This window comes from Rhodococcus sp. F64268 (assembly GCF_023015605.1).
Lineage (GTDB): Bacteria > Actinomycetota > Actinomycetes > Mycobacteriales > Mycobacteriaceae > Rhodococcus.
On record NZ_JALKAI010000002.1, the window covers coordinates 381,654 to 400,316 of the forward strand.

20 protein-coding genes are annotated in these 18,663 nt (G+C 66.3%); 4 read left to right on the forward strand and 16 right to left on the reverse strand.

Features of this window, described 5'->3' with window-relative positions:
* Positions 1 to 21: 21 nt before the first annotated feature.
* A complete protein-coding gene (locus tag MWU77_RS06280) occupies positions 22 to 654 on the reverse strand; it encodes a hypothetical protein (protein WP_374229817.1) in 633 nt (210 codons plus the stop codon).
* Positions 655 to 743: 89 nt separating this feature from the next.
* On the opposite strand from MWU77_RS06280, the gene MWU77_RS06285 reads away from it, so the two are divergent.
* Positions 744 to 1,190, forward strand: a complete 447-nt coding sequence (locus MWU77_RS06285) for a hypothetical protein (RefSeq protein ID WP_169687055.1) — start codon at positions 744 to 746, stop codon at positions 1,188 to 1,190.
* A gap of 4 nt (positions 1,191 to 1,194) precedes the next feature.
* Here the strand turns inward: MWU77_RS06285 and MWU77_RS06290 are convergent, their stop codons facing one another.
* The 8 genes from MWU77_RS06290 to clpB form a co-directional block, all read right to left on the reverse strand.
* Positions 1,195 to 1,914, reverse strand: coding sequence for a lysoplasmalogenase family protein (locus MWU77_RS06290; RefSeq protein WP_169687056.1), 720 nt, complete (start codon positions 1,912 to 1,914; stop codon positions 1,195 to 1,197).
* Positions 1,915 to 1,939: 25 nt separating this feature from the next.
* Positions 1,940 to 3,067, reverse strand: coding sequence for a galactokinase (gene galK / locus MWU77_RS06295; protein WP_169687443.1), 1,128 nt, complete (start codon positions 3,065 to 3,067; stop codon positions 1,940 to 1,942).
* Positions 3,067 to 4,128, reverse strand: coding sequence for a galactose-1-phosphate uridylyltransferase (gene galT / locus MWU77_RS06300; protein ID WP_247273192.1), 1,062 nt, complete (start codon positions 4,126 to 4,128; stop codon positions 3,067 to 3,069). The genes galK and galT overlap by 1 nt, the downstream gene beginning before the upstream one ends.
* Positions 4,129 to 4,144: 16 nt before the next feature.
* Positions 4,145 to 4,684: an orotate phosphoribosyltransferase gene (pyrE, locus tag MWU77_RS06305; RefSeq protein ID WP_169687058.1), complete on the reverse strand. Its 540-nt coding sequence runs from the start codon at positions 4,682 to 4,684 to the stop codon at positions 4,145 to 4,147.
* A 79-nt stretch (positions 4,685 to 4,763) separates the two neighbouring features.
* The gene (locus MWU77_RS06310) at positions 4,764 to 5,399 is read right to left on the reverse strand and encodes a LemA family protein (protein WP_247273193.1); all 636 of its coding nucleotides are present in this window, start codon (positions 5,397 to 5,399) and stop codon (positions 4,764 to 4,766) included.
* A gap of 93 nt (positions 5,400 to 5,492) precedes the next feature.
* Positions 5,493 to 6,152 carry a hypothetical protein gene (locus MWU77_RS06315; protein WP_169687445.1) on the reverse strand — a complete coding sequence of 220 codons (660 nt, stop codon included), beginning with the start codon at positions 6,150 to 6,152 and terminating at the stop codon, positions 5,493 to 5,495.
* A 28-nt stretch (positions 6,153 to 6,180) separates the two neighbouring features.
* Entirely contained in the window at positions 6,181 to 7,080 is a 900-nt protein-coding gene (locus MWU77_RS06320; protein WP_247273194.1) for a hypothetical protein, read from the reverse strand.
* A 72-nt stretch (positions 7,081 to 7,152) separates the two neighbouring features.
* Entirely contained in the window at positions 7,153 to 9,708 is a 2,556-nt protein-coding gene (gene clpB, locus MWU77_RS06325) for an ATP-dependent chaperone ClpB (RefSeq protein WP_247273195.1), read from the reverse strand.
* Positions 9,709 to 9,952: 244 nt separating this feature from the next.
* Here clpB and MWU77_RS06330 point away from each other — a divergent pair, with 244 nt between their 5' ends.
* Positions 9,953 to 11,113 carry an FAD-binding oxidoreductase gene (locus MWU77_RS06330; protein ID WP_247273196.1) on the forward strand — a complete coding sequence of 387 codons (1,161 nt, stop codon included), beginning with the start codon at positions 9,953 to 9,955 and terminating at the stop codon, positions 11,111 to 11,113.
* Between the two features lies 1 nt (position 11,114).
* On the opposite strand, the gene MWU77_RS06335 is transcribed toward MWU77_RS06330, so the two are convergent.
* The 3 genes from MWU77_RS06335 to MWU77_RS06345 form a co-directional block, all read right to left on the reverse strand.
* The gene (locus tag MWU77_RS06335) at positions 11,115 to 11,684 is read right to left on the reverse strand and encodes a hypothetical protein (protein ID WP_247273197.1); all 570 of its coding nucleotides are present in this window, start codon (positions 11,682 to 11,684) and stop codon (positions 11,115 to 11,117) included.
* A gap of 180 nt (positions 11,685 to 11,864) precedes the next feature.
* Entirely contained in the window at positions 11,865 to 12,044 is a 180-nt protein-coding gene (locus MWU77_RS06340; RefSeq protein ID WP_247273198.1) for a hypothetical protein, read from the reverse strand.
* An 89-nt stretch (positions 12,045 to 12,133) separates the two neighbouring features.
* Positions 12,134 to 13,705, reverse strand: coding sequence for an AMP-binding protein (locus MWU77_RS06345; protein WP_247273199.1), 1,572 nt, complete (start codon positions 13,703 to 13,705; stop codon positions 12,134 to 12,136).
* Positions 13,706 to 13,914: 209 nt separating this feature from the next.
* Here MWU77_RS06345 and MWU77_RS06350 point away from each other — a divergent pair, with 209 nt between their 5' ends.
* The gene (locus MWU77_RS06350; RefSeq protein ID WP_247273200.1) at positions 13,915 to 14,706 is read left to right on the forward strand and encodes an FAD-binding oxidoreductase; all 792 of its coding nucleotides are present in this window, start codon (positions 13,915 to 13,917) and stop codon (positions 14,704 to 14,706) included.
* Positions 14,707 to 14,729: 23 nt separating this feature from the next.
* On the opposite strand, the gene MWU77_RS06355 is transcribed toward MWU77_RS06350, so the two are convergent.
* From MWU77_RS06355 to MWU77_RS06370, 4 genes are all read right to left on the reverse strand, one after another.
* Entirely contained in the window at positions 14,730 to 15,131 is a 402-nt protein-coding gene (locus tag MWU77_RS06355; protein ID WP_247273201.1) for a nuclear transport factor 2 family protein, read from the reverse strand.
* Between the two features lie 11 nt (positions 15,132 to 15,142).
* Positions 15,143 to 16,852 (reverse strand): 3-ketosteroid-delta-1-dehydrogenase, encoded by a 1,710-nt coding sequence (locus MWU77_RS06360; RefSeq protein ID WP_247273202.1) that lies wholly within the window; start codon positions 16,850 to 16,852, stop codon positions 15,143 to 15,145.
* A 202-nt stretch (positions 16,853 to 17,054) separates the two neighbouring features.
* Positions 17,055 to 17,573 (reverse strand): nuclear transport factor 2 family protein, encoded by a 519-nt coding sequence (locus MWU77_RS06365; protein ID WP_169687066.1) that lies wholly within the window; start codon positions 17,571 to 17,573, stop codon positions 17,055 to 17,057.
* Positions 17,573 to 17,962: a nuclear transport factor 2 family protein gene (locus MWU77_RS06370; protein ID WP_169687067.1), complete on the reverse strand. Its 390-nt coding sequence runs from the start codon at positions 17,960 to 17,962 to the stop codon at positions 17,573 to 17,575. Before MWU77_RS06370 ends, MWU77_RS06365 begins: the two co-directional genes overlap by 1 nt.
* Before the next feature lie 165 nt (positions 17,963 to 18,127).
* On the opposite strand from MWU77_RS06370, the gene MWU77_RS06375 reads away from it, so the two are divergent.
* Positions 18,128 to 18,622, forward strand: a complete 495-nt coding sequence (locus tag MWU77_RS06375; RefSeq protein WP_169687068.1) for a flavin reductase family protein — start codon at positions 18,128 to 18,130, stop codon at positions 18,620 to 18,622.
* Positions 18,623 to 18,663: the final 41 nt, after the last annotated feature.

Below are 18,663 nucleotides of genomic sequence, written 5' to 3' on the forward strand. Positions count from 1 at the left end.
GTCTTTCGTGAACTGCCACCGTCAGAACGTCTCGTTCGAACCGGATGCCATGGTGAATCCGTGCCCGGTGCTGTCGTTGGTGCAGGTCACGTCGGCCTCGGTGGTCTCGCACGTGTAACCGAGCTGCGAGAGCGGCGATCCCACGGGCAGGACCTCCGCAGATCCTTCGACGGGCAGGTAGACAGGCCCGCCCGAGCACAGGAATTCACCGGGACCGCTGTCGACGACGCGCATCCCGTGGCCCCAGTTGACGACGCAGCTCTCGGGCTGCGGCGGCACCGGGTCCGTGACGCCTTCACAACCGGCTTCGGTACGTCCGGGGAGCTGCACGATGCCGCATGCGAATGCGCCGTCGGGGGTCGTGAAGTAGTAGGACTCGCCCTGCTCGAACGCAACGGCCTCCAGCGTCGGCGGCACTTCGGGAGCCGGCTCGGTCGTTGTCTCCGCAGGCGGGAGCTCGGTGGCCGGCGCTTCCGTGACGGCCTCCGTCGTGGTCGCTTCGGTCGTGGTCGGTGCAGCAGTCACGCTCGAGGTTGCGGGTGTGGTGGCGGTTTCCCGAGCTGCGGCATCCGGTTCGTCTCCGGATCCCCCGCACCCGCTCAGCACAAGTACAGCACCCAACACAACCGCAGCGGACGACACACGCACCTTCACACCGTTCCCTCCGACGAACACAGAAAGTGCCACTCTATCGATCGGCGGTCGGAGCGCAGACACGCGCTAGTCTGGGAGACGGAGGAGCCATGAAGCACACGCGCATCCTGCGCACGGTCGCATTCATCACGACCGGATACCTGATTCTGCTCTCGCTCTGGCTGAACCTCTTCTACCCGAACTCCGCCGAGGGCACCGAAGGATTCCAGGTGATGTTCCTGGTCTGCTTGTACGGCGCGGTGCTCGGCGCGGGCATGTTGATCGCCGATCGCACCACCCGCGAAGACCGGAAGATCGAACGCGACGGCCTCGAAGGCTGGGCGACGATCCGCTCAGCCACCCCACTCGGCTCTGTGATCGGCCATGTGCAGCGAACCGAGCTGGATTTGGATCTGATGGTGCCCGGATCCGAGCCGTACAGCGGCAAGGTGGTGTTCGAGGCCGAACACCGCGACCTGCCGCGGCTGACGGCCGGCCGGGTGGTCTCGGTGCTCGTCGACCCCGACGACCGCACCAGGATCCTGATCTTCCCCTGACTGGTCACCTGCGTCGGGCGAGCGCGAGCATCCCCTCGATCAGGAGCAACTGCGCACCCGCGTAGGTGGCGAGTACGAAACCTTCCGCCGCCGCCCGCGCGGACTTCCCTCTCAGCAGGGTCCGCCGCTCGACGATGGTGCCGTCGGACAAGGTGAAGACCAGCCCGCCGAGCCCGAGCCAACTGCGCCGGTCGGCGCTCGGAAACACGAGCCCGCCGGAGGTCTTCGCACCGGGCGCGAGGGATGGGTCGGCAGCAAGTGTCGCGGTGGTCGCAAGCACGGTGCCGTACGCGGTGAGCGGCACTGCCACCGAGCGACTCCGCCATCCGAGCAGGCCGGCGGCTCCCAGCACCGCGGGCACACGCTGTAGCACCGCGGTGCGGGTCGGGCGAGCACCGTGCCGGGCGAGCACCGTCGAGTACGACGTCTGCATCACCGCGAAAGAGCCTGCACCGCGCAGGATCCGGCTGTCGTCGTCGGGGTCGATCATGAACACGTCGCCCACGGTCGCGGCAGTGAGACCTGCGAGGAGCAACGCGGTGTCGGCGCGGTCAAGATCGCGAGAGCGCCGCAGCACCCGGACGGCCAGCGACGGCGCAATCAGCGGCTTTGCAGCTTTCTGCACCGCTTCGTTGCCCAGCACTCCGCCGACCACCGTCGCCGCGCTCGCGGCCACGAACACGGCGTGCTCGATGCCCCATCTGTTCCGAGTGAACCAGCCCATGCGCGCACAGTACCCGGGTTGCGCATCAACAGCGGCGCGCACCATCGGACGGTGTGGCGCGCAGGAACACCGGCGACGGAAAACCCCGGGCCGCGGCCGCCGCGGTCACCGACATTTGGATCCTCTGCACGTCGTCGTTCTCGCACAACGCAATTGCCGATCCCCCGAAGCCTCCCCCTACCATACGCGCGCCGAGCGCACCTGCCGCAGTCGCAGCGTCGACGGCGCTGTCGAGTTCGGCGCAGCTGACCTCGAAATCGTCGCGCAGAGACCGATGCGACGCGTCGAACAGAGGGCCGAGATCGCGTACGCGACCGGAGCGCAGTGCATCCGCGGCGGTACGGACACGTGCGATCTCGGTGACCACGTGTCGCGCGCGGCGCTGCAACATCGCGTCATCGAGTGCAGATACGGATTCCACTTCGCGCAGTGGCCTACCCAGCAATCCGGCCGCTTCCTCGACGGCGGCTCGCCGTGAACCGTACTGACCGTCGACCAGGCGGTGCCCCGTCCCGGTATCGACGACCAGCACCGTGAGGCCTGCAGCAGCGGTGTCGACGGGGATGTGTTCGACGTGCCCGTCGGTGCAGTCGAGGAGCAACGCGTGGCCCGCCCTGCCTCTCAGCGCGATCTGCTGATCCATGCCGCCGGTCGGCGCCCCCACATAGTCGTTCTCCGCACGTACACACGCACGCGCGAGGGCATCGCGTCCGTCGTCGTCTACGGGAAGTCCGCACAGGTCGGCAAGCGCCAGCGCCACAGCCCCCTCGAGCGCAGCGGACGACGACAGACCCGCCCCCACTGGGACTTCCGACGCGATCGCGATGTCCGCCCCGTGGAAACCGGGTGGATCGAGTGACCGGATCACACCGGCGACGTACGCACCCCATCCGTCGACGCGGTCGCCGTGCTCCACGTCCACGACGGCGAACCCGGGACTGTACAGGCGCAGCCGTCCATCGGCGCGACGGCGCACCGCAGCGGCCGTGACCTGGGGAATAGCCATCGGGAGGCACAATCCGCCGGCGTAGTCGACGTGCTCACCGATCAGGTTCACGCGACCGGGCGCACACCAGATGCCGTCCGGGTCGCCGACGAACTCCGTCGCGAACGTACGCGCCGCCTCGTCGCACACCGCTCCATGGGGCGACATCACGGTGCGAGCGCACGCAGTCGTTCGGCGATGAGTTCGGGGGTCGTGTCGCTGATCCACGCGCCCATTGCCGATTCGGAAGCGGCCAGGAATTTGAGCTTGTCGCGTGCACGACGCAGCGAGAAGATCTGGCAGAACAACCGCCCGTACTGGCGTCCGTCCCCGGCGGGCGCCTGATGCCATGCCGCGATGTACGGAACGCGGTCGAGACCGTCGAAGAACCGGTCGATGCGCCCGAGTAGATCGCGGTAGGCAAGGGCGAGTTCGTCGCGTTCGGCGTCGACGAGTGCGGTGAGATCGGGGACGTCGCGATGCGGCGCGAGGTGTACCTCGATCGGCCATCGCGCCGCCTCGGGAACGTACGCGGTCCACCATTCGCCCGACCACACGATGCGAGTCGCGGCGCGTCGTTCGGTGTCGAGGATGTCGCGCTGGAGCGACCGGCCGGTCTGTTCGTGGTGCTCGCGGGCGCGCGCGAGCAGCGTCCGCGTGCGCGGCGGGAGGAACGGGTAGGCGTATATCTGACCGTGCGGATGTTCCAGTGTCACACCGATTTCGACGCCGCGGTTCTCGAAGCAGAACACCTGGGCCACCCCCGGCATCGACGACAACGTCGCCGTGCGCGACGCGAGGACGTCGATGACAGTGCGGGCCCGTGTCGCGGTCAGGTCCGCGAAGCGGGCATCGTGGTCTGCGGTGAAAGCGACAACCTCGCAGCGGCCGACCACCGGTCCGTCGCCCGAGGAGAACGCGGGGAAACGGTTCTCCAAGACGGCGACGTCGTAGTTGTCCGCGGGAATTTCGGTGGAGGCGCCCGGGCGGGTCGGGCAGAGTGGGCAATCCGCGACGGAGGGCAGGAATGTGCGTTCCATGCGGTGCGCGGCGAAGGTCACCGGGTCGCCGGTGAGCGGGTCGATGCGGATCTCCGACGCCGCCACGACCATCGGGAGTTCGCGACGGTCGTGCGCGACACGGGTGGCCGATCCCCCGACGTACGGTTCGGTGTCGTCGAAGAAGATCAGTTCGCGACCGTCCGCAAGGTGCGTGACGGTCTGCCGCATCCGTTGGTTCACGGTGTCAGGAGTTGTCGAGGCCCAGGTCGGAGAGGCCGAGCAACGACCGGTATTCGACGCCTTCCGCCGCGATGACCTCGTCGGCTCCGGTGGCGCGGTCGACGACCGTTGCCACACCCACGACGATCGCGCCCGCGTCGCGCAGCGCCTTGACTGCGGTGAGCGGCGAGTTCCCGGTGGTGGTCGTGTCCTCGACGACGAGCACTCGCTTGCCCACGACGTCGGGACCTTCGATCTGACGCTGCATGCCGTGCGCCTTGGCTGCTTTACGGACGACGAACGCGTCGATAGGACGTCCGGGCGCGTGCATGACGGCCATCGCGACCGGGTCGGCGCCCATGGTGAGCCCTCCGACCGCGTCGAAATCCCAGTCGGAGACGAGGTCGCGCAAAAGTGAGCCGATGAGCGGAGCTGCACGATGATGCAGGGTCGCCCGACGCAGATCGACGTAGTAGTCGGCTTCCTTGCCCGACGACAACGTCACCTTGCCGTGCACCACTGCCAGCTCACGTACCAGTGCACTCAGTTCGTCGCGGTCGCTCATTTGCACTTCCTCACCGTCGTCTCGTCCACCGCCGGTGGCGGAACCGGCGCGAACGAGCCTAGTCGCTGTCGGTGCGTCCTCAGGCGGCGACGGTCCCCGAGTCCTTGTCGTCGCTTTCGACAGTGGTGGACTGCCGCATGTCGGGCCGTTCCTCGGGCACCGGAACCTCGGTCGAAGTATCGGTTACCAGACCAGCCGGTACCTCGAAGACTGCGACCGGTCGCACGCCGGCCAGCGTCGCGTACAGCGATGTCGGGAAGCTCGACACCTGGGAGTTGAGCTTGTTCGCGAGATCGTTGTGGACACGAACTGCACCTGCAATGCGCTGCTCGCGAGTGTGCAGTTCGCGGGCGACCCGGATGAACGGCCAGTGGTTGACACCGTCGAGGACTCCGATGAGTTCGTGCAACGCGGCCGAGAGCGCGTTCTCGGTGGCCGCACGTTCGGGAAGATCGAGGCGTTGATCGCGCATCGCGATGGCGAGGGAGCGTGCTCCCACCACCGGGCTGATGCGGCTGCGTTCGACGCCGGCGCCCGCCGATGCCGCGATAAGCGCGGGAATCAGGTCGTAGCGATCGTCGAGTTCGTTCAGGAGCAGATTCAGGCCGTCTCGGCGTCGGGTGCGAAGCGTCCGCAACCGGCGCATCCCCAGCCGTATCCAGAGCAGCACAACGGCCACCACTGCCACAACTATCACCAGAGCCACAGGTGTCACGGCGTGAAATGTACAGACCCCGATCAGTTCGCACGACGAAGGATCCGGCGTGTCATCCGGGGCGTGTCCGTACCGTGACCTGACGAGCGGGGACTAGCGTTGCGCAGAGGGGCGCCCCGGGTCATGGAAGGTGCGATCGACATCATCGGGGTCGACCACGGGCGGGAGAACATGCAAGATGCCCGACAGGCGCGCCACGGTCTCGATCGCCGCATCCCATTCGCGCCCGTTGCTTCCGACCGGGATCGAACCGAGGGTCCACGGACCCTCACTCCACAGCATCTGGACGTGCTCCGGGATCGCCTGGGTGAACGAAACCATTCGCTGGTCGCACACGCGACGGGCGATCTCGAGGTCGGTGGAGAACACGATGCGCGGGCCGATCGACCCGAGCAGATTCATGTCGGAATCCTTGGGAGGTGGCGTCGACTTGAGCCGCAGATCGATGTCGACGTCGGATCCGACCTTGCGGCGTACCGCGACGATGGTGGCGGTTTCCTCGATGTCGAACAGGATGAAATCTTCACCCCGGCGCACCCCGCGCACGACGTCTATCGCGCCCAGGTACTCCTGCTTGGCCAACGCCGCGCGATGCCAGTTGGAAGGCAGCCGCTCGTCGGAGTCGGTGTACTTGTACCCCTGGGCACGCGCCCAGATCTCCCGCACACGCCCGGACTGTTCCCTCCGCGTGCGGTCGACGTACAGGAGCGCGAGCGCGCCGAGAAGCGCGATCGCCGCCAGACCGAACCACATGAATGTCATCACGATCAGCCTAGCGTCTTCAGTTGCCCGGGCTGCCGAACGACGGGAGCGACGCGCTGATGACGGTCTCGGCCGTCATCTGTCCGTTCTCTACGGGACTGCCTGTCGCGACCACCGTCGCGCCGATCTCGAGCGCCTCCGGAGATGACCCCCTCAACGTGATGATCTGGGTTTCCGGCGTGAACAACACCGTGGTGAGCGACCCGCCGATACCGCTGAGAGTGATGCTCGTGCCGTCGTTGGCCGTGATCGAGCCCACGACGGCGCCGGTGGTCCCGAGGGCTTCACCGAGTCCGCCGGGAAGCTGATCCAGCGGTAGCGCCGGCGCTCCGTCCGGCTCGGTGGCCGGTGGCGGTGTCGTCGTCGGTGCGGGTGGCATCGTTCGGGTCGTGGTCGGGCCGGTGGCGACGGTGTCGGGCTCGTCGTCGCCTCCGCTCAGGAGGAAGCCGACGATCCCCCCGAGCACGATGAGGACAACTGCGGCGAGAGCCACCAGCCCCCAGCGCGGACCGCGAGGGGACTTCTCGGGCTCGGCCTGCGGCCCGTATCCGGGCGGGGGTGCGCCGGGCGGTTGATATCCACCGCCGGGGTGACCGGCCTGTGGGTGTTGCCCCTGCACATACTGCGTCTGTGAGAAGTCGGCTGTCGGGTACTGGGCCGTCGGATACTGCGCGGTCGGTGGCCCCCCCTGCGCGTACTGCCCCAGCGGTGCACCGAGCTGCTGCGTCGGGTTCGGTGGGGGCGCCGCCGAATCGAAGCGCGGGTCGTACTGCGGATACACCAGGGTCGGATTTGTCACCGGTTGCCCATACGCCTCGGTCGGGTCGTCGGTGTGCAGTACGCGCGTCTCGTCGTCACCCGGCTCGTCGTGCGGATAGGCACGTTCCTGCGGTGTGCGCGGATCGTTCGGATTCGTCATGGCATTTCCCAAGGTACCGATACGGGGACGGTCCCGGTGGCTGTTGCCACCGGGACCGTCCCCGCACTGGTGTCAGACGCCGAGAACCAGGCCGTCGGCGTTGTCGGTGACGCCGACCTTCACGGTGTCGCCGTCGCGGACCTCCCCCGCCAGCAGCTTCTTGGCGAGCTGGTCGCCGATCGCCTGCTGGATGAGCCGGCGCAGCGGACGCGCACCGTACTGCGGATCGTAGCCGCGGACCGCGAGCCACATCCGTGCCGCTCCGTCGACGTCGAGCGTGAGCCGGCGTGCCTCGAGGCGCTTCGCCAACTGGTCGATCTGGATGTCGACGATCTTCTCGAGCTGCTCTTCCGACAGCGGATCGAAGATCACGACGTCGTCGAGCCGGTTGATGAACTCCGGCTTGAACGCCATCCGCACCGCCGCCATCACCTGGTCCTTGTCCCCACCCGCACCGAGGTTCGAGGTGAGGATCAGGATGGTGTTACGGAAGTCGACCGTGCGGCCCTGACCGTCGGTCAGGCGCCCGTCGTCGAGCACCTGCAACAGCGTGTCGAATACGTCGGGGTGTGCCTTCTCGACCTCGTCGAACAGCACCACCGTGTACGGACGACGACGCACAGCTTCGGTGAGCTGACCGCCCGCGTCGTAGCCGACATAGCCGGGAGGTGCGCCTACCAGACGCGCAACGCTGTGCTTCTCGCTGTACTCCGACATGTCGATCCGCACCATGGCGCGTTCGTCGTCGAACAAGAAGTCTGCGAGGGCCTTGGCCAGCTCGGTCTTGCCGACGCCGGTGGGTCCGAGGAACAGGAACGATCCGGTGGGACGGTTCGGGTCGGCGACACCGGCCCTTGCGCGGCGGACCGCATCTGAGACGGCCTGCACGGCCTCGGCCTGACCGACCACGCGGTGGCCGATCTCGTCTTCCATCCGCAGAAGCTTCTCGGTCTCGCCTTCGAGCATGCGGCCGGCGGGGATGCCGGTCCATGCAGCGACGACCTCTGCGACGTCGTCCGGGCCGACTTCCTCCTTGAGCATCACATCGCCGTCGGACGCCGCCCCCGATGCCTGCGCTGCGGACTCGAGCTTCTTCTCCAGTTCGGGGATGCGGCCGTAGCGCAGCTCGGCGGCCTTGCCGAGGTCGCCGTCGCGTTCGGCGCGTTCCTCTTCACCGCGTAGCGCTTCGAGTTGTTCCTTGACCTCACGGACGGAGTCGATGGCGGTCTTCTCGTTCTGCCAGCGCGCGGTGAGCTGATTGAGCTTCTCGCGTTCGTCGGCGAGTTCACCGCGCAGCTTGTCGAGTCGTTCCTTCGACGCAGCGTCGGTTTCCTTCTGCAACGCCATCTCCTCGATCTCGAGGCGACGGACGATACGTTCGACGGTGTCGATTTCCTCGGGACGCGAGTCGATCTCCATCCGCAGCCGCGACGCCGCCTCGTCGACGAGGTCGATGGCCTTGTCGGGGAGGAACCGCGACGTGATGTAGCGGTCGGACAGGGTCGCGGCGGACACCAGCGCGGAGTCGGTGATGCGCACACCGTGGTGCACCTCGTAGCGCTCCTTGAGTCCGCGCAGGATACCGACGGTGTCCTCGACGCTCGGCTCACCGACGAGGACCTGCTGGAAGCGGCGTTCGAGGGCGGCATCCTTCTCGATGTACTTGCGGTACTCGTCGAGAGTGGTGGCTCCGACCAGTCGGAGTTCACCGCGCGCGAGCATGGGCTTGATCATGTTGCCTGCGTCCATTGCGGACTCGCCGGTCGCGCCTGCGCCGACGATGGTGTGCAGTTCGTCGATGAACGTGATGATCTGCCCGGCGGATTCCTTGATTTCGTCGAGTACTGCCTTGAGTCGTTCCTCGAACTCCCCGCGGTACTTTGCGCCCGCGACCATCGAACCGAGATCGAGCGAGATGACGGTCTTGCCGCGGAGCGACTCGGGAACATCGCCCGCGACGACACGCTGGGCGAGGCCTTCGACGATGGCGGTCTTGCCTACGCCTGGTTCACCGATGAGCACGGGGTTGTTCTTGGTACGACGCGACAGGACCTGAACGACACGACGGATCTCGTTGTCGCGACCGATGACCGGATCGAGCTTGCCTTCGCGGGCACGCGCGGTCAGGTCGGTCGAGTACTTCTCGAGAGCCTGGAAGGTTCCTTCCGGGTCGGCGCTGGTGACGCGTCCGGTGCCGCGCACCGTCGTGAACGCGTCGCGCAATGCCTCCGGGGTCGCGCCTTTGCCGGTGAGGAGCCGGGAGGCATCGGAGTCTCCACTCGCGAGCCCGACGAGGACGTGTTCGGTCGAGACGAATTCGTCGGTGAGTTCGGTGGCGAGTTTCTGCGCCGCAGACAGCGCGGCGATGGCCTCGCGCCCGAGTTGCGGTGTGGTGGTCGCGCCGGTCGCAGTGGGCAGTTTGTCGACGAGCTCGTGAGCCTCGCTCCTGATCTGTGCGGGGTCGACGCCGACCGCTTTGAGCAGCGGACCTGCGATGCCGTCGGTCTGGTCGAGCAGCGCGACGAGCAGGTGGGCGGGCCGAATATCCGGGTTGCCCGCAGCGGATGCCGACTGCAGTGCCGCCGTCAAGGCCGCCTGGGTTTTCGTCGTGGGGTTGAACGAGTCCACTACGGGCTCCTTCCGTTCTCGAGTGAGTCTGTGTCAATTCTGTACCCGCAGACTCCGGTCCGCGGGCACTCGATCGATTCAACGAGCCCAAAATTGAGTTTGTTCCACTCAACTTTCGCCACAGGAGTGATTAACATCACAATTGTGCCGTCCGGCTACACGCCCGGAATGTGCATGTGGCCGACCCACCAGGAAACGACTACAGTGGCGGCGTCCGAATTGACGCAGTACGTGGGAGGATGGCGTGGAGGCGTTCGCCATCGCCCGAGTGCAACTCAGCTTCGCATCGATCACCGCGACCCCGACGGGGCCCGAGCGGTTCGCCACGGCGTTCTACACCGCGCTCTGGAGCGAGACGTCAGGAACGCGTGAACTGTTCCCGGCCGGCATGGAGAACATGCGGCAGCGGTTCACGACCGCCGTCGGATGGGCGGTCAACAAACTCACCGACGTGGGCGGCCTGGAGGCCTTCCTCGGCCAACTCGCCCGTGATCACCGCAAGTACGGAGTCCGACCCGAACACTTCCGCGCCGCCGGCCACGCGCTCCTCACCGCGGTGCGCGAATGCACGCCGCTGATCCTGTGGACCGCAGCACTCGAACGCACCTGGGCCGAAGTCATCGCGCACTTCACCGAGACGATGGCTGTCGCCGCAGCCGAGGACGAACTGCCCGCAGCATGGGGCGCCACCGTCGTCGGCCACGAACGGGTTCTCGCCGACCTCGCGATCATCCGGCTCGAAACCGACACTCCCATCCCGTACCACGCGGGCCAGTACATGAGTGTCCAGATTCCGCAACGTCCCCAGATGTGGCGGTACCTGTCCGCAGCGATCCCTCCGAATCCCCAGGGGCAGATCGAATTCCACGTCCGACGCGTCTCGACTGGATGGGTCAGCGGGGGTCTCGTCAGCGAGGTCTCGGTGGGTGATCGTTGGACGATCGGCCCACCGCTCGGAGGCCTGCAGGTCGACCGTGACAGCGGCCAGGACGTGCTCATGATCGCGTCGGGCACCGGCCTCGCGCCGCTCCGCGCCCAGATCATGGAGATGGCGATGCGCGGCACGAATCCGCGCACCCACTTGTTCTACGGCGGGAACTACCCGTGTGATCTCTACGATCTGGAAACGTTGTGGCACATCGCCATGACCAACCCCTGGCTCACGATCACCCCCGTCACCGAGGAACTGGAGAACCCGTACTGGCATCCGGTCCCCATCCGCGAAACGCCCCGGGGTCTGCAGGAGCCGATTCAGGGAAAACTGGGCAAGGTCGTCGCAAGTTTCGGATCGTGGTCCGATCATCAGATCCAGATCGCGGGGTCGCCGTCGATGATCCGCACGACGCTGTACGCCTTGTCTGCCGGGGGCACGCCCCGGCAGAACATCAGCTTCGACCCGCTGTAGATCAGGTCCGCGAGCTCACAGCGCGCGCGAAGTCCGGGTGCGCGTCGCGCACCACGAGCGCCGAACCATCTTCTGCAAGAGTCACTCCCACGCCGGCTCGCCGGTGCTCGATCATCCGCAGCGCGACGTAGAGTGGGATGAAAGACACCGCGAACACCCCGAGTAGTGCGAACCCGTAGGGACGCGGCGCGCCCTGCAACAGCGCGAAGACCAACCCCAAGAACAGCACCGCAAGCGCGGTGAAGAGTGCGGCGGCAGCGATCTGCCAGCGCAGACGTGCCGTGACACATCGTACACAGACAGGCCACTCCACTGCCGCCACCTGCACCGTGTAGGCCGCGGCGAGTGCGGATCCCAGGCGGCTGTCACTACCGTCCGGCTGCGAGCGATCCGACTTGATCGTCACCCGCACGCGGTCGGATTCCGGGTCTCCGTGTCGCGAGCAGATCGGCGGCACCGGCTCCACCGGCCGCAGTGCGCCTTCTCCACTGAACGCCGATCCGAAGAGAGCCTCGTCCGCGCTCTCCACCGGCACTCGCACTTCCACCCGCTGGGGGTCCCCGTTCGCCATGCGACGCAGTATGTCAGGCGACAGCCGCCCTCGATAGATCGGGCATATCGGGCGAAACCTCGGGCCGTCCGCAACCTTCCACCCATCGTGCGGCTTTCCGTTGGTTCACGACCCGAGGAAACCCGTGCGAGATGGGGAAACTTCCATCACAAGGCCGGATCGAACACTCCCGTGCAGAACCTACTGGGCGGATCCCGACGAGATCAGCTCCAGGATGACGCCCACGAGCACGTCGGTGAGCAGCGATGCGATCGAACCCATTTCAATTCCCCCTCCGATGGCTGATGCCGTGCATCGCTGGTCGATGCACAACGGTGATTCGGCGATTCGAGATCCCCGGCCACCGGAAACAATGGTCACTCGAGTCGACGAACTCCGCTTGCCACGTGACCGATCTCACCTCGTCGCACCGGGAAAGTCATTTCCTCGCACAACCTTTCGTGCGCAAACTACCGATACGACGCGCGCAGCGTCTTCTTGTCGAGCTTGCCGAGCGGTGTCAGAGGCAGGGCGTCGAGAAAATCCACCGACTTCGGAGCATGCACCGATCCCTTCGCTGCGCGCACCTTCTCGATCAGTTCGTCGGCCGGAACATCCTGCCCGTCGCGCAGCACGACACACGCCTTCACGGCTTCGCCCCACTTCTGATCGGGGACACCGACAACCGCGACCGACGCGACAGCAGGGTGTGCCGAGATGACGTCCTCGATCTCGCGGGGAAACACATTGAAGCCGCCCGTGACGATCATGTCTTTCTTGCGGTCGACGATGGTGAGGAATCCGTGCTTGTCGGCGCGCGCGACGTCGCCGGTGTGCAGCCATCCTCCGCGCAGCGCCTCGGCCGTCTCGTCGGGCTTGTTCCAGTAGCCCTTCATCACGAGAGGGCCGCGCACACAGATCTCTCCGAGTTCGCCCTGCGGCACCTCCCGGAGGTCGTCGTCGAGCAGGCGGACATCGAGCCACGGGACCGGCCGGCCACACGACGCGAGCCGGCCGGGATCGTCGGCGAGGTGCTCTTCTTTCCGTAGCACCGCGATGGTCATGCCGCATTCCGACTGACCGTAGAACTGGAAGAACACCTGCCCGAGACGCTCGATGCCTTCACGCAGCCGTGCAGGCGACATCGCGGAGGCCCCGTAGAAGAGGGTCTGCAGGCTGGACAGGTCACGCGTGTCGAAGTCCGGGTGGTCGAGCAGCATGTAGATCATCGTCGGGACGAGCATGGTGGCGTCGATGCGGTGCTTCTCGATCGTCTCGAGAACGAGGCCCGGTTCGAAGTAGGGCAATACGTAGAGGCAACCGCCGCGCAGCAGTGTGGGAATGAAGAACGCGGCCCCCGCGTGAGACAGAGGCGTGCAGATCAGGAAGCGAGGTTGGTCCGGCCACTGCCACTCCGACATCTGGATCTGCGGAAGCGCGACACCGGATCGGAACGAGCCCATCACTCCCTTGGGCTTTCCGGTGGTACCACCGGTGTAGACCATCGACGAGGTGTCCTCGGCGTCGACATGCGCCGCGACGAGTCGCTGCTCGGTGAAGGTGTCGGCGAGGGCGAGGATGTCGGTGGCGATCTTCGAGGGGCCGAGCGAGAACAGATTTTTCAGCGTCGGCACCTGCGCTTTCAGTTCCGCAGCGCGCTCCTCGAAGTGCACGGGATCGAATACGAGGGTCTCGATCTCGGCATCGGCGGTGATGTACAGGTGGTCGTCGAGCGACCCCATCGGGTTGAGTGCGCTGTTGCGGCACCCGGCGATCATGGTCGCGCCCATGTTGATGAGAACTTCGGGGCGGTTCTTCGACAACACTGCGACCGACGAGCCCTGCCCGACTCCGACCGATGCGAGTGCCTGTTGGTAGCGGCTGATGGCCGCGCGCATCTCCGCGCCAGTGAGGACTACGTCGCCCAGGTGCAGTGCGGGGCGGTCGGCGCTGCGGTCGAGCGCGGTGATGAGCAGATCCGGGTTGTAGACGGGTCGGTGCAGGTCGGCGTATTCCCCGGACTCTACGGACTTCTCAGCCATCGGCATCCTTCCGATCGTGGTGGCGGCGTCGGTGCGATGGCCGAGAGGTCGTTATGGCGACCATCACATGCTGTCCGTCACGATAACTGCTCGAGGCCAAAAACTGAAACATGTTCCACTCTGTGACCTGTCCGAATTCTCGCCTAGAGTTCTAGGCAGCACCGAGCCCTCCGCACCACCACGCGCCCACCACCCAAGAGGATTCCCACATGCAGTCGGCCACGTCGCCAGCGTCCGAAACCGAGATCGCCGTGTCGGCGACCGTCGTCGAGCACCACCGCCTCCGACACGATCTCGCCGTCATCCGACTCGAATGCACCGACAGCATGGTGCCGTTCCGTGCGGGCCAGTACGTCGACGTGACGGTTCCCCAACGCCCGAATCTGCCGCGACGCCTATCCCCCGCGCTGCCACCATCGATGGACGGCAAGCTCGAATTCCACGTCCGTACCGTCCCCGGCGGCTGGGTCAGCGGCGCCATCGTCTCCGACACCCAGCCGGGCGACGTATGGAGCATCACCTCACCCCGCGGCGGGGATCTCCATCTCGACGACACTGGACGTATCGCCATCATGATCGCCGCAGGAACCGGCCTGGCGCCGATGCGCGCGTTGATCCTCGACGCGGCCCGACGCGAAAATCCTCCTCGCACGTTCCTGTTCGTCGGCGCGCGGGCGCCCCGCGATCTGTACGCCGCGGACATGCTCTCGCTCATCAGTGAGGCGCTGCCGTGGCTGACGGTGGTCCCCGTCGTCGAATCCGTCGAAGACCCGTCGGTACCCGACCCGTGGCACCAGCGGATCCTCTCCCGCATCGGCGATATCGGCGCCGATCCCGACGAACTGCTCGAGGGCCGCCTCGACGAGATTGTCACGTCATACGGGGCATTCGGCGATCACCAGGTGCTCGTCTGCGGACCCGGCGCCATGGTGCAGACGACGGTGCAGCGGCTCACCGAGTCGGGTACTCCCATCGAGAACATCCGCTTCGACCCGTACTGATCCTTCGGTCGCGGCGTGATCGGCTACAGGCCGATCACGCTACGATCGCCGAGTTCACCGCGGATTCGGACGGTGCGCGCCGCAAGCCGCCACCCATCAGCAGTGCGACGCCACCGGTCGTCGTAGTCACCCAGGCATTCGTAGGTGGCACCGGTCAGGTCGCCGATCCCGGCGTGGAACGCCCGGAAACTACTGCGTACCGCGACGTCGCGTCCGTCCTGCTCGATCCGGACGTTGCCGATCAAGTGTTGGGTGAGACCGCACGCGTCGAGGCAATACCGGACGCGTGCAACAGTTTCCGCAACACCGACAACACCGTACGACTGCGTGTCGTCCGTGAGCGACGCAGCGAGCGTCACCCAGTCCTTCTCATCGAGACAGGTCGCCAACGCGAACAGACTGTCCGCGATGGCGACCCGGTCCATGCCCAGCACTGTCAGCGAGCGACCTTCGAGTCGGCGGCGTCGTGTGCCGCGATGTAGCCGTACACGAGTCCTTGGCCGATCGTGGCACCTGCACCCGGGTAACGGTTTCCGAACGCGTTGGCGGCGGTGTTGCCGATCGCGTACAGGCCGTCGATCACGTCGCCGTCCTCACGCAGCACACGGCCGCGCTCGTCGGCGCGCAGACCACCGCAGGTGCCGAGGTCGCTGAGTGTCATCTTCACGGCGAAGTACGGGCCATGATCGAGCGGTCGCAGGTTCGGGTTGGGCTCGATCGTCGGATCACCGTAGTAGCGATCGTAAGCGCTCCCGCCGCGGGAGAATTCTGCGTCCGTGCCTGCTGCGGCGTCGTCGTTGAACCGGCGGAACTGCTCGGTGAACGCGTCGACGGGTACGCCCATCGATTCTGCAAGCTCGGCCGCCGACGCACCACTGTGCGCGATACCGGCCTTGAACCACGAACCCGGAATCGGCTGGCGTGGCATCAGTCCCGCCGCGAATACATAGCTGTTGCGGTACTTCTGGTCGAACACGATCCACATCGACTCGATCGGATCCCCCGCGCGCTCTCGCTCGAGAACCAGCTGCCCGAAAGACATGTAGTCCGACGACTCGTTGGTGAAGCGGCGACCGGTCTGATCGACGATGAACGACCCCGGAAGCGAACGCTCCGCGAGCATCACCAGCGGCGGCCTGCCCTGCTTGGCCGGGGCGACAGCCGGGAACCACCACGCCTGGTCCATGAGGTCGACATCGGCGCCGATCTCCTGCGCGACCTTGATGGCGTCGCCGGTGTTGCCTTCGGCGCCGAGGCTCTCGCCCGCGACGAGCGACTCCGACTGGAACTTGTGACGCCACTCCATGTCGTGATCGAAGCCGCCTGCCGCGAGGACGACACCGCGGCGTGCGGTCACCGTCACCTCACGGCCATTCTGCTCGAGAACCGCACCGGTCACCCGATCGCCGTCCTTGACTAGCCGCACCAGCGACGTCTCGGTCCACACCGGGATCTTCGCGTTCAGCACACCCGCGAAAAGACCGGCCGCGATCGCCTGACCACCCGCGACGTATTCGCGCTTGAGCGCGAGTCCGGCGACACCCTGCGCGAGGCGACGGAAGATCCGCGAGAAGCCCTTGACGGGCATCCTCGCCATCAGGTTCATCCACTTGTAGTCGGCGCCCGTCGTGGGCATCGGCAGGCCCGCGTCCATCAGACCGGGACGCAACCGGCCCCGTTCCGCACCCAGCTGGGAGAGATCGAAGGGCTTGCACTCGCAGGTGCGGCCGACCGCAGCACCACCGGGACGCTCCGGATGGTAGTCCGAGTAGCCCTCGGCCCAGAAGAACTTCATCGGCGTGGTGCGCTGCAGCATCGCGACAGTCTCGGCGCCGTTGTCGACGAATGCGTCGCCGCGCTCGACCGGCGCGGTGCCGTCGACCACCGAGCGCACGTAGGTGCGACCGCGCTCTTCCGTGTCGCCGGTGCGTGCTTGCTTCAGGACCGGGTTGGCGGGCATCCAGAACGCACCGCCCGATCGGGCCGTGGAGCCACCCACGTACTCGGTCTTTTCCACGATGAGCGACGACAGGCCACGCTCGTTCGCCGCCAGGGCCGCAGCCATGCCCGTGCCCGCGCCGATCACGAGCAGGTCGACGGTGGTGTCGCGGGCGGGAGTCAGGGGCGGTACGGCGCGTTTCACCATCGAGAATTCTCCTTGTACCTGAGTGTCACAACGTGTTGGAAGACGCTAGGCCAGCCACTTCACCATCGGAACGGATGATCCCGACCACCGGGATGCCCCACAGCGCAACACTCGCGCCGATATTCGATCCCGAACTCCTCGGTCCGCGCGGGCAGTGCAGCGCACTGCCCTGCCCCCGTTTCGTCGCCGACAACAGTGGCGGTCATCTCCCTCGATACGAATAGAACGCCGGTGTGTGATCGACGCGAAGACGCGTGAGGTTGCGATAGCTGATCAGCCACGTCCCGTCCACCCTGCGGTATTCCTCGTGGTAGTGACCCCAGCCGTGCAGGTGCTCCTCCACGTCGCCGTTGGTCCACCACAGCACGTCCTCCATCGCCCAGATGCCGGTCGCGGTGGTGTCGGAGGTGAGCGTGATCTCGGGGTTGTGGCCGTGGTGGGCCGAGGTCACGGTGATCTCGCCGTCGAGGAACTGCTGGATCATGTTCTTGAGCGGCTCGCGGCCCACGACTGCGCCGGGACGCTCCGCGGGCGGCAGGTGACTGTGGTCGCCGCCTTCGAGGCGGAACGTCTCACTGACGACGTCCTCGGTGTGCAGGGTGGGGTAGAGCTCCCACTGCTTGTTGTCCATCACCCGGAGCCGAGCGGCGAACACCCGCTTGATCTCCTCGATCGCCATCGCCTGCTCGGCCGCCGTGAGCGTCAACTCGGTTTCAGGCATCACAGCACCTTCATGTCCTCAGGCGACCAATAGGCACGCATCGAGGTGATGCGACCGGACTCGTCGACGGTCATCACATCGATCGGTTCGGCCTCGTAGACCTTGTCGCCCATCGGGGTGGTGACACGGAAGTGGAAGGCTGCGCTCGCCCCGCTGATCTTCAAGGTCAGCAACTCGGCCTTCTGTCGGGTGCCGTCGAGCGCGCTGTAGTGCTGCGCGATGGCCTCGCTGCCCACCTTCGTCCCGGAGCCGACCGGATCCTCGAGGGTCGCATCGTCGGCGTACAGTGCGGCGATCGTCGCCGACACGCCCGACTCCAACGCGGCCATGTATCCGGCGATGGTGGCGCGGACAGTATCCGCAGACGGGATGCTCTCGGTTGTTGACATGTGCGCGACGCTACGACGACCCGATCCCCGCACGGATACAGTTTCCCGTTGAGCGAGAGGCCGGTATTTTACGCCGTGTCCGACCACTGATCGGGAGCCCCATCCACGCGTGTCGATCGAGTACCGGACACTGGAGGAACGACGATCTCGGAAACGGAGCTGAGTATGACCGCGGAACATGCAGTGCTGGATCCACGCACGATGCGCGATGTGATGGGTAACTTCTGCACGGGGGTCACCGTGATCACCGCCCTCGACGGTGACGAGCCACTGGGTTTCGCGTGCCAGTCCTTCACGTCGGTGTCGCTGGAACCACCGCTGGTGTCGTTCTGCCCGGCTCGCACCTCGACGACCTGGCCCAAGATCCGTGAGGTCGGCACACTCGCCATCAACGTGCTCGCCGAGAGCCAGCGCACGCTGTGCGGGGCGTTCGCGACGAGCGGCGGAAACAAGTTCCGCGGTGTCCGCTGGTCTCCCGGTGACAACGGTGCGCCCGCCATCGACGGTGCCCTCGCTCGCGTGGAGGCCGTCGTCGAATCCGAGCACGACGCAGGCGACCACACCATCGTCGTCGCCCGCGTCACCGGCTTGACCACCCTGGACCCGAACAGCCCGCTGCTGTTCTACCGCGGCAATTACGGCACATTCGAGCACATGTGACACACGAGGCGGAATAGCGGTCGCCGGGAACGGGTTGCACC